Source organism: uncultured Phocaeicola sp. (genome assembly GCF_948499155.1).
GTDB classification, from domain to species: domain Bacteria; phylum Bacteroidota; class Bacteroidia; order Bacteroidales; family Bacteroidaceae; genus Phocaeicola; species Phocaeicola faecalis.
Window position 1 is genome coordinate 1,601 of record NZ_CAOOSE010000047.1, and the last position, 11,369, is coordinate 12,969.

Here is an 11,369-nt window from a genome sequence, read left to right on the forward strand (position 1 = left end):
AGTATCAGTGTTAGACTTTCCGTACTTTTCAAAGATTTCTTGTTTTTTAGCTGCATCTAAATACATAATTCTTAGATTTTTTGATATATAAAATTTTCATTTAGCAGGTGCAAAGATAGACATTATCTTTTATATCACAATGAATTAGAGCGATTTATTTTAAAAATAATCTTCTATCTCTTTTACTGTCGCATCTTTCAGCATATCTTCGAACATTATAGCAAAGGCTGCCCAACTGACATTGAATGAAATTGTAAACCCGATTTCTCTCCATCCGATGAATAAAAGTGCCCAGTCCGAAACCATTTCTTCACGAATTTCGGACTGGACCCTTTTTAAACTATCGCTATTTTATTTCAACCAGCCACTCATGGAACCTATAGTGCAATACATATTCGGATTGGCTATGACTGATAACTTTATCCCAAGAAATCCGGTTTACATCAATTTCCGCCCTTGCCAGCCACAAAGCATTTTCCATCACATAACGGTCTAAAGAAAGCTCAAGCATCATCCGGCTCAAATAAAAAGCAGACTGTTCATAGGCATACCATTTACCGCATGATTTTTTATCCATGATTTCTAACAGGCTGCTCATAACATTCTCCTTTATACTTAATACCGGATCTTGTAATAACGGATGTCATGATACCTGTCATGAGATGGTTGGTTATAATGACATCTCCACCTTCAGAAAGCATTTTGTCGATTTCTATGGCACCACTCCCTCTACATTTAAAAGTAAAGAAGATACGGAAGATAAAAAATAATCGTTAACAGCCAAATATTTTTTAGAATAAAAATCGTACCTTTGCAGCCAAATATATAGGTATAGTATGCAAGACATTAGAAACATTGCGATCATCGCCCACGTAGACCACGGAAAAACGACTTTGGTGGACAAGATGATGCTGGCGGGACATTTGTTCCGCAACGACCAGACAAATGGTGAACTGGTATTGGATAATAATGACTTGGAACGCGAAAGAGGGATAACTATCCTTTCAAAGAACGTTTCAATTAACTACAAAGGAACAAAAATCAATATTATTGATACTCCGGGACACGCCGACTTCGGTGGCGAAGTAGAACGTGTACTCAATATGGCTGATGGATGTATCTTATTGGTAGACGCATTCGAAGGCCCGATGCCGCAGACACGCTTCGTATTGCAAAAGGCATTACAGATCGGATTGAAACCTGTAGTTGTAGTGAACAAGGTGGATAAACCCAACTGCCGTCCGGAAGAAGTATACGAAATGGTATTCGACTTGATGTTCAGCCTGAATGCTACAGAAGATCAGTTGGATTTCCCCGTTATCTATGGTTCTGCCAAAAATAATTGGATGAGTACTGATTGGAAGACCCCGACAGAAAACCTGGTTCCGTTGTTGGACGCTATTATTGAGCATATTCCGGCACCGAAGCAGTTGGAGGGAACTCCTCAAATGTTAATCACCTCTTTAGACTATTCAGCATATACAGGTCGTATTGCTGTAGGACGTGTACATCGTGGTACGCTGAAAGAAGGTATGAATATTACACTAGCAAAGCGTGATGGTAGTCTGATAAAGTCTAAAATCAAAGAGCTACATACTTTTGAAGGCTTAGGACGTAAAAAGACAAATGCCGTTTCATCGGGAGACATCTGTGCTGTAGTAGGTGTAGAAGGCTTCGAAATTGGTGATACTATCTGCGATTTCGAAAATCCGGAACCATTGCCCCCCATCGCCATTGACGAACCGACCATGAGTATGTTATTCACTATCAACGATTCTCCTTTCTTCGGCAAAGAAGGTAAGTTTGTGACTTCACGCCACATCCAAGACCGCTTGACCAAAGAATTGGATAAGAACCTGGCATTGCGTGTACGCAAAAGCGAACTGGAGGACGGTAAATGGATTGTTTCAGGACGTGGTGTGCTTCATCTTTCTGTCCTGATTGAAACCATGCGCCGCGAAGGATACGAATTACAAGTGGGCCAGCCTCAGGTTATCTTCAAAGAAATAGACGGAGTAAAATGCGAACCTATCGAAGAATTAACGATCAGCGTACCCGAAGAATATTCCAGTAAAATGATCGATATGGTAACCCGCCGTAAAGGTGATTTAGTTTCTATGGAAACACAGGGTGACCGTGTAAACATTGAGTTTGATATGCCTTCGCGCGGTATTATCGGTCTTCGTACCAATGTACTGACAGCATCGGCCGGAGAAGCGATCATGGCTCACCGTTTTAAATGCTACCAACCATACAAGGGCGAGATAGAACGTCGCAGCAACGGTTCTATGATTGCTATGGAAAGCGGAACAGCTTTTGCATACGCTATTGACAAATTACAGGATCGTGGCAAATTTTTCATTTATCCGCAAGACGAAGTATATGCCGGCCAAGTAGTAGGTGAACATGTTCATGAAAACGACTTGGTTATCAATGTAACTAAATCGAAGAAGCTTACCAATATGCGCGCATCAGGTTCTGATGACAAGGCACGCATCATTCCTCCGGTAGTATTTTCGTTGGAAGAAGCATTGGAATACATTAAGGAAGATGAATATGTAGAAGTTACTCCAAAGAGTATGCGTATGCGTAAAGTGATTCTTGACGAAACAGAACGTAAGAGAGCTAACAAAAGCTAATCAATCTACCTTTAATATAAAAAATCCCGGAGACCATATTACCTTCGGGATTTTTTATATTTAATCTACAAACTTTACTTTACTAACTTCTCTAGGTTTAGCAGCCGGCATTTCATCGGGATAACCGAAAGCAATCGCATAAAGCAACTCATACCCTTCACTGAATCCCAACTGTTTCATATATTCGGCAGCTGCAGGTGATTTCATGAAACGCACAGGCCCTCCCAAACAGCAGGAACCTATTCCCATTGACCAAGCAGACAAAATCATATTCTCACCCAACAGACCACAATCTATCTGTGACATATCATATGCAGGATCGTTAGCAATAAACACTACTGTAGGAGCATTATTGAACATATTCTGAAATCCCGGACGTTCTGCCGCTTTGGGATTTTCTTTTTTGAAAATTTCAGTCAAACCATTGATAAATTCCGGATTATCTACTACACGAACCTCCCATGACTGTTTATTCATTCCATTAGGTGCATTGATTCCACATTCCACTATAGTCTGCATTTTTTCACGTTCCACAGCCTTGGGCTTATACTTCCGTATACTACGGCGGCTCATAATAGTTTCTATTACAGGGTCTACCTGACTCACGGAAACACTATCCGTAACAACTTCCTTCTGTTGAGAACCTTGCGATGTACAGCTGCATAATACGAACATACCTGCACCAACTAACATTAATCTAAATAATTTCATTTGCTATCATATTTGGTTTGCAACAAATCTAGGCATTTTCAAGCATAAAAAAAAGTGGTTCCCGATAGGAACCACTTTTTATATGTTAAATCTGTAAAATTCAGATTACAATTTCGGACCGGCAGCAACCAACTTCTTACCAGCTTCGTTACCAGTGAACTTAGCGAAGTTCTTGATGAAACGACCAGCCAAGTCTTTTGCTTTTTCGTCCCACTGAGCAGCGTCAGCGTATGTATCGCGAGGATCAAGAATCTTCGAATCAACACCCGGCAATTCTGTAGGAACAACAAAGTCGAAGAAAGGAATAACCTTAGTAGGAGCCTTGTCGATAGAACCATCCAAGATAGCGTCGATGATACCACGAGTATCGCGGATAGAGATACGCTTGCCAGTACCGTTCCAACCTGTGTTAACCAAGTATGCCTTAGCACCAACCTTTTCCATCTTCTTAACCAATTCTTCAGCATATTTAGTAGGATGCAAGCTCAAGAAAGCAGCACCGAAGCAAGCTGAGAATGTAGGAGTCGGTTCAGTGATACCACGTTCTGTACCAGCCAATTTAGCTGTAAATCCAGACAAGAAGTAGTACTGAGCTTGTTCAGGGTTCAAGATAGATACCGGAGGCAATACGCCGAATGCGTCAGCCGACAAGAAAATCACCTGATGAGCGTGAGGACCTTTAGAGATCGGCTTAACGATGTTTTCAATGTGGTAGATAGGATAAGATACACGAGTGTTTTCTGTAGTACTCTTATCTGTGAAGTCAATCTTACCGTCAGCAGCTACAGTTACGTTTTCCAGCAAAGCGTCACGTTTGATAGCAGCGTAGATATCGGGTTCGCTTTCTTTATCCAGGTTGATAACCTTAGCGTAGCAACCACCTTCGTAGTTGAATACACCTTCGTCGTCCCATCCGTGTTCGTCATCACCGATCAACTTACGTTTCGGGTCAGTAGACAAAGTAGTCTTACCTGTACCAGACAAACCGAAGAAGATAGCAGAGTCAGTGCCTTCCATGTTAGTGTTGGCAGAACAGTGCATAGAAGCGATACCACGAAGCGGGTTCAGGTAGTTCATGATAGAGAAGATACCTTTCTTCATTTCACCACCGTACCAAGTATTCAGGATAACTTGTTCTTTAGTCTTCAAGTTGAAAACTGTAGCTGTTTCAGAGTTCAAGCCCAGTTCCTTGAAGTTTTCAACTTTTGCCTTGGCAGCGTTGAATGATACGAAATCAGGTTCTCCGTAAGCTTCCAGTTCTTCAGCAGTCGGGCGGATGAACATGTTAGTTACGAAGTGAGCCTGCCAAGCTACTTCCATGATGAAACGTACTTTCAAGCGAGTTGCAGCATTAGCACCACAGAAAGTATCAACAACGAACAAACGTTTGCCGCTCAATTCTTTAACTGCTTTAGCTTTCAGGTCAGCCCAAGCTTCTTCAGAGCAAGGTTTGTTATCGTTTTTGTATTCGTCAGAAGTCCACCATACTGAATCTTCAGAAGCTTCATTCTTAACGAAGAATTTATCTTTAGGAGAACGACCTGTATAGATACCGGTCATTACGTTTACAGCACCCAGTTCAGTTACCTGTCCTTTTTCGAAACCTTCCAACTCAGGTTTAGTTTCTTCAGCGAAAAGTACATCATAAGAAGGATTGTGGAGAATTTCCTTCACGTCGGTAATACCGTACTTGCTTAAATCTAAATTTGCCATTTTTAAATGATTTAAATTGGTTAATTGTATAATGTTATTTTTACTCTCTATTTTGGGAGAAGATGTTTTTCAACATCCCCTTGTCTAAGGCGCTACAAAATTAGTGCTTTATTTTAAAAAAAAGAAGTTATTAGAGAAAAATTTCCGTAATAGTGAAAGATTTATATTTGTGTAACAAAAATGCAATTTACACTTTACAAATATGGAATTTATTTTGTTTCTTTGCAGGTCAGAGTCAATAATATAACAATAGTATAGATATGAAAATCATCAATCTCAGTGAAGGCAATTCTCTCCTGAACCAATACGTGGCAGAATTGCGTGATGTACAGGTTCAGAACGACCGTATGCGCTTCCGCAGAAATATCGAAAGAATAGGGGAAATCATGGCATACGAAATGAGTAAAGCACTAACCTATTCTGTCAAGCAAGTACAGACACCACTGGGAACTGCCACGGCCAGTACGCATGATGACAAAATAGTGATTGCCACCGTATTCCGTGCCGGACTGCCACTGCACACCGGTTTCTTGAATATGTTCGATCATGCCGACAATGCTTTCGTTTCCGCGTTCCGTTTCTACAAGGATGACGAACACCGCATCGTAGATGTACATATCGAATACATCGCCGCCCCCTCTCTGAATGACAAGACTTTGCTTTTAGTCGACCCAATGCTTGCCACCGGCGAAAGCATGGAGCTTGCCTGGAAAGCTTTACTGACGAAAGGCAAACCCGCCCAATTACAGATGGCCTGTGTCATTGCCAGCCAACAGGGAGTGGAGCACATGGCGGAACTCTTTCCAAGTGACGATATCACGCTATGGTGCGCCGCTATCGATCCGGTTTTGGACGAACACAAATACATCGTTCCGGGACTGGGAGATGCAGGCGACTTGTCTTTTGGCGAGAAGCTTTAGCATCCAACAGTCATAAATAACAAATGGTTAGTAACCGGCAGTCTATTCGCTGCTTATTACTAACCATTTATCTTTTCCGACGATATGTCAAAAGTAATTTCCGTTATCGGAAATTTACTTCACTTCCCAAATATCATTGGTCATCAGTAGTTCCTGGAAATTATAATATTTCTTTTTAGCTGAAACTTCCTCTATCTGTTCGTGAACCGCATCATCATAAGTAGGAGCTTCTACATCACGGATGACACCTAATGCAATCGGGAAATCAGGGCCTTCCATCAAAGCCAATTTCAACTGCAACGTGTTGTCCATACAATGGGCATCGTGAATCAGAATATCTTTTTCAGTGATACCATTCTCACCCAACTTCACCACTTTCAGCCCGAAACCTTCCTGCATCAATCCGAACTCCTTGTTCTCGCCAAACAACATCGGTTTGCCATGTTCCAGATAAATCGCATTCTTGGCACGACCTTCCTTATTGTACACAGATTCGTGTGTACCGTCATTGAATATCACACAGTTCTGAAGAATTTCGCAAACCGAAGCACCTTTATGGTTGGCAGCTGCCTTCAACACTTCCACTGTGCCGGGACCATCCGTTGCTACAGCACGGGCAAAGAAACGTCCGCGTGCGCCAAAGCATAATTCGGCAGGATGGAACGGGTCTTCCACTGTTCCGTAAGGAGAGGACTTGCTGACAAACCCACGGGGAGAAGTAGGAGAATACTGTCCCTTCGTCAAACCATAAATACGATTGTTCAGCAGAATCATATTCAAGTCGATATTACGGCGCACAGCGTGAATAAAATGGTTACCGCCGATAGCCAGACCGTCACCGTCACCTGAAATCTGCCAGACCGTAAGTTTCGGATTAACTACCTTGCAACCGGTAGAAATGGCCGCCGCACGACCATGAATCGTCTGCATGGCATACGTATTCATATAATAAGGCAAACGGCTGGAACAACCGATACCCGAGATAACTGCTGTATCATGAGGAGCAATTCCCAATTCAGCCATAGCTTTGTGCAATGATGCCAAGAAGAAATGGTCACCGCAGCCCGGACACCAACGAGGCTGTCCTTTTTTAAAATCTTTTGCTGTATATTCGCTCATAGTTCTTACTTTCTTTACGGTTATTATTTATTTAAAATCTCTGTGAAAGCATCAACTAATTCGCTGACAACAAACGGTTGACCTTTTACTTCATTAAATTGATAAGGAACGAATCCGTCTACTTTCATACGGAGATATCCGGCAAACTGGCCCAGACTCTGTTCGGCCACTACTACCTTCTTATATTTCTTCAGCACTTCCGCCGTATTCTTTGGCAGCGGATTCAAATGTACGAAATGAGCCAAAGCGACTTTCTTTCCCGCCTTATTCATTTCTTCCATGGCCGAATATAAATGACCGTAAGTTCCGCCAAAGCCCACAATCAGAAGGTCGGCGTCGTCCACACAGCCTTGCACCTTCACATCGGGTACAGGGATTTTTGCCACCTTTTCGGCACGCAAGCGGCACATCAGGTCATGATTTTCGGGGTCGGTAGAGATAGCCCCCGTATCACTGTCTTTTTCCAGACCGCCCAAAATGTGCATATAACCCTCCTGTCCGGGACGAGCCCAATAACGCACTCCGGTCTCCGGATTACGTTTATAAGGAGTATAGCTATCTTTCATTTCGGGAGTCACATACGGCGGATTGATGGCCGGATAGCTCGCCAAGTCAGGCAACCTCCATGCACCCGAACCATTGGCAACAAACCCGTCCGTCAGCAGAACAACCGGAGTCATGTGCTCCAGCGCCATCTTACAAGCATCATAGGCAGCATCAAAACAATGAGTGGGAGAAGCTGCAGCAACCACCGGCATGGGAGATTCGCCGTTACGTCCGAACAATGCCTGCAACAAGTCTGTCTGCTCCGATTTGGTGGGCAAACCGGTAGAAGGGCCGCCACGCTGAACATTAACCACCACCAAAGGCAATTCGGTGATTACAGCCAGGTTCATCGCTTCAGATTTCAGACAGACACCGGGGCCTGAAGTAGAAGTCGCTGCCAACGCACCGGCAAATGAAGCACCGATAGCAGTGGCACAACCCGAAATTTCATCTTCACACTGAACGGTAGTCACACCCAACGACTTGTGCTTAGACAACTCATGAAGAATATCCGTTGCCGGAGTGATGGGATAAGAACCGAGGAACAACGGAAGCCCCGCCTTTTCAGCAGCAGCAATCAAGCCGTATGCTGTTGCCTTATTTCCACTGATATCCATATATTTTCCGGGAACCTTTGTCTTTGATTCCACTTTATAGGTGTGGTCTACAGAAGCATGCGTATTATGTCCGTAGTCATAACCGGCATGAATCACTTTAATATTCGCTTCGGCAATAGCCGGCTTCTTTGCGAATTTCTCGCGCAGGAAATTCTCTGCGATTGTCAAATCGCGGTTGAACAACCAGCAAACCAATCCCAACGCAAACATATTGCGGCACTTCAGCATTGATTTGTTATCCATTCCGCTATCTGCCAGACAATCCTTGACCATCTGCGAGATAGGAGCGGCAATCACATCCTGCTTGATACCCATTTCCTCAATGGGATTGTCTGTCTTGAAAGCCGCTTTGTCCAAATCCGATTTTTGGAAACAATCCGTATCAATGATGATACAGGCTGTCGGCTTAGCAAACTTATATTGTGTTTTCAACGCAGCGGCATTCATAGCAACCAACACATCACATTTATCACCGGGAGTAAATACCTTACCGGCACCAATATGCACTTGGAAACCTGATACACCTGTCAATGAGCCTTGCGGGGCACGGATATCCGCCGGATAATCGGGGAAAGTACTGATATCATTTCCCACTGTAGCCGAAATATTAGAAAATATATTTCCGGCTAGCTGCATACCATCGCCTGAGTCGCCTGAGAAACGGACCACAACCTGATCCAACTCCTTGACTATCATTTCATCTGCCATAACTTATAATTTAGGGTTACATTAAATTCATTGCACGCAAAGTTCGGAAAGTCCTGCCAAAAAACAAAATATTCCGTCATTTATCTCTGCGCGATTATCAAAGTGCACAAAATTACAGCAATATTTAATTCCAAACGAAGAAAACAAGCAGATAATTAACTGTTTAATAGCATATAATGCTATCAATATGACATCGGCACGGCATCCCCAAAGTTGACAGATTATTATTCCTACCCACATTCTACAAACAACATGAAACCTCTTCCGGCAAATCAGTAAACCAATACAGGGTTTGAAGACCTCAAAATGACAAAACAATCACCCATCCTGTTATCCATACCTTTTTCTCATATTTTTCATTCTTTCATATTGCCGTTTTAACAAAAAAGGACTACCTTTGCAGGCAAGTTAAGTTGCCCTGGTAGTTCAACGGATAGAATAGATGTTTCCTAAACGTATGTTCTTCCAAACAATGCAAAGGTAGTAAAATTTAGATTTATAGTAAATAAGAAAAGGAAGTTATAACGATAATTATTACATAAGGCTCTGTAGTTCAACGGATAGAACAAGAATTTCCTAAATTTTAGATAGGGGTTCGATTCCCCTCGGAGCTACTTTTCAAGTCCATTCCATTACGGGGTGGACTTCTTTTTTACAGCATTTACAGCAAAAAATAGGTATATTTGCGGATAAAAGTTCTACTATAGTTCTACAAAGATTATGGCTACATTCAAAGCAGAGGTGTACGCTCACCAAAAAAGGGCTGACGGCACATATAATATAAAGATAAGGGTTATACACCAAAAGAGGAAAAAGTACATCCCGACCACTTACTACGTGACAAAGGATGATTTGACACGCACGACTTTCAAATTGAAAAACCAAAAGTACATAGATGCCACCGATGATATGATAAAGAAATACCGTTCCATTTGTGACCGCATGGGGGAACGGCTTAAATCCATGACCGTTGAGCAGGTGGTAGATGCAATCACTAACGACAATGGGGAACACTTCGATTTGGATATAGTGGCTTATGCCCGTCAATACATATTGCACTTAAAGGAAACCGGGCATACAGGCAATGCGCTTTCTTACCAAGTAGCTATTAACAACCTTGTACGCTTTGTTGGCAGGGATAGCGTGAGCATAAAAGAAATCACGGTTAAGTTTGTCAATGATTGGATAAAGTGGATAAAAGAGAATCCGGCACGTTCCAAACCCGAAGCCAATCACGGAGAAAGGGCACAGAGCCTATATATATCCCAGCTAAGAGCCATACACAACCGAGCAAAGAAAGAGTTTAACGATGAGGATGCCGGGCTGATACGCATTCCCTATTCTCCTTTTAAGAGGGTGGAAATTCCCAAAGTTCCAGTTACAAGAAAAAGGGCTATTTCTACGGATTTACTTCGTAAATTTTCGGAGCTGCCTTATTCTTTGATTATGCAACCGGGGACAAACAGGTACAATCTCGCAAAGGATGTCTTTCTTTTGAGTTTCTGCTTAATCGGAATGAATGCGGTAGATTTGTACACTTGTACGGATTTGAAGAAAGGACGAATTACATACCAACGGACAAAAACAAAGAATCGGAGAGCCGACAAAGCGGAAATATCTGTGAGGATAGAGCCTGAACTAAAAGCCCTTATGAAAAAATATAAAGACCATACCGGGCAAAGGGTCTTTAATTTCTACAAGCTGTATTCAAGCGTGGATAGCTTTACGGCTGCAATTAACAAGGGTTTGAAAAAGATTGGTGATGATTTGGGAATAGATGATTTGGAGTTTTACGCAGCACGCCATACATGGGCAACCATTGCAAGCAATGAAGCCGGAGTAGATAAATACACCGTTCACACAGCTCTTAACCACGTGGACGAAAATATGAGAGTGACGGATATTTATATTGCGAAATCGTGGGACAGCATAGATGCTGCCAACCGTAAGGTATTGGATTATGTCAAGCTATCTTTGGATGATGTAACAGAAAAGAAGTATATACCCAAAAATAAGCGTGTTTTGCCTAAGCAAAATTTGTAAGCTGTTATAGTTCAGTGATTTACAAGCCTATTTTTGCTTAGGCAAAATTTTAATAGGTGTTTATCTATCCTCTAAATCTGTATTATCTCTGATAATCAGATAGTTGCAGATTTTGCCTAAGCAAATTGCCTAAGCAAAATGATTTTGCCTAAGCAAAAATTGTAATATTCTGATAATCAAATAAATAGTTATTTTTAAGCCTAAAAATAGCGTTTTGCCTAAGCAAAATTTGCAAATGATTGAAATACAGTGTGTTATAAGCGTTATTTTGCCTAAGCAAAAATATAGCCTTTTTTCGTTTGCCTAAGCAAAATTTGTAAGCTGTTATAGTTCAGTGATTTACAAGCCTATTT

At 42.0% G+C, this 11,369-nt stretch carries 9 protein-coding genes, 1 tRNA gene and 1 pseudogene; 4 read left to right on the forward strand and 7 right to left on the reverse strand.

Going from position 1 to position 11,369, the window contains the following annotated elements:
* The 3 genes and pseudogenes from QYT14_RS18510 to QYT14_RS18520 all read right to left on the reverse strand — a co-directional run.
* Positions 1-66, reverse strand: a pseudogene (locus QYT14_RS18510) (30S ribosomal protein S15); the annotation flags it as partial.
* A gap of 93 nt (positions 67-159) precedes the next feature.
* Positions 160-306: a hypothetical protein gene (locus QYT14_RS18515; RefSeq protein ID WP_016271165.1), complete on the reverse strand. Its 147-nt coding sequence runs from the start codon at positions 304-306 to the stop codon at positions 160-162.
* Positions 307-346: 40 nt separating this feature from the next.
* On the reverse strand, positions 347-598 hold the full coding sequence (locus tag QYT14_RS18520) for a hypothetical protein (protein WP_008781377.1): 252 nt from the start codon (positions 596-598) through the stop codon (positions 347-349).
* Between the two features lie 238 nt (positions 599-836).
* On the opposite strand from QYT14_RS18520, the gene typA reads away from it, so the two are divergent.
* Positions 837-2,639, forward strand: a complete 1,803-nt coding sequence (typA, locus tag QYT14_RS18525; protein WP_005844415.1) for a translational GTPase TypA — start codon at positions 837-839, stop codon at positions 2,637-2,639.
* 60 nt (positions 2,640-2,699) lie between these two features.
* Here typA and QYT14_RS18530 read toward each other — a convergent pair whose 3' ends face one another.
* The gene (locus tag QYT14_RS18530) at positions 2,700-3,350 is read right to left on the reverse strand and encodes a nitroreductase (protein WP_011964992.1); all 651 of its coding nucleotides are present in this window, start codon (positions 3,348-3,350) and stop codon (positions 2,700-2,702) included.
* 105 nt (positions 3,351-3,455) lie between these two features.
* Complete coding sequence (gene pckA, locus QYT14_RS18535) at positions 3,456-5,063, reverse strand: phosphoenolpyruvate carboxykinase (ATP) (RefSeq protein WP_237040547.1); 1,608 nt, start codon at positions 5,061-5,063, stop codon at positions 3,456-3,458.
* Positions 5,064-5,323: 260 nt separating this feature from the next.
* On the opposite strand from pckA, the gene upp reads away from it, so the two are divergent.
* Positions 5,324-5,983 (forward strand): uracil phosphoribosyltransferase, encoded by a 660-nt coding sequence (upp, locus tag QYT14_RS18540; RefSeq protein ID WP_288325555.1) that lies wholly within the window; start codon positions 5,324-5,326, stop codon positions 5,981-5,983.
* A gap of 114 nt (positions 5,984-6,097) precedes the next feature.
* Here the strand turns inward: upp and QYT14_RS18545 are convergent, their stop codons facing one another.
* Both QYT14_RS18545 and QYT14_RS18550 read right to left on the reverse strand, forming a co-directional pair.
* Positions 6,098-7,102, reverse strand: a complete 1,005-nt coding sequence (locus QYT14_RS18545; protein ID WP_288325554.1) for a 2-oxoacid:ferredoxin oxidoreductase subunit beta — start codon at positions 7,100-7,102, stop codon at positions 6,098-6,100.
* Positions 7,103-7,125: 23 nt separating this feature from the next.
* Positions 7,126-8,973: a 2-oxoacid:acceptor oxidoreductase subunit alpha gene (locus QYT14_RS18550; protein ID WP_237040550.1), complete on the reverse strand. Its 1,848-nt coding sequence runs from the start codon at positions 8,971-8,973 to the stop codon at positions 7,126-7,128.
* Between the two features lie 542 nt (positions 8,974-9,515).
* Here QYT14_RS18550 and QYT14_RS18555 point away from each other — a divergent pair.
* Together QYT14_RS18555 and QYT14_RS18560 are read left to right on the forward strand one after the other, a co-directional pair.
* A tRNA-Arg gene (locus tag QYT14_RS18555) sits at positions 9,516-9,587 on the forward strand.
* 106 nt (positions 9,588-9,693) lie between these two features.
* On the forward strand, positions 9,694-11,016 hold the full coding sequence (locus tag QYT14_RS18560) for a phage integrase SAM-like domain-containing protein (protein WP_008642473.1): 1,323 nt from the start codon (positions 9,694-9,696) through the stop codon (positions 11,014-11,016).
* The last annotated feature ends 353 nt before the right edge of the window (positions 11,017-11,369 follow it).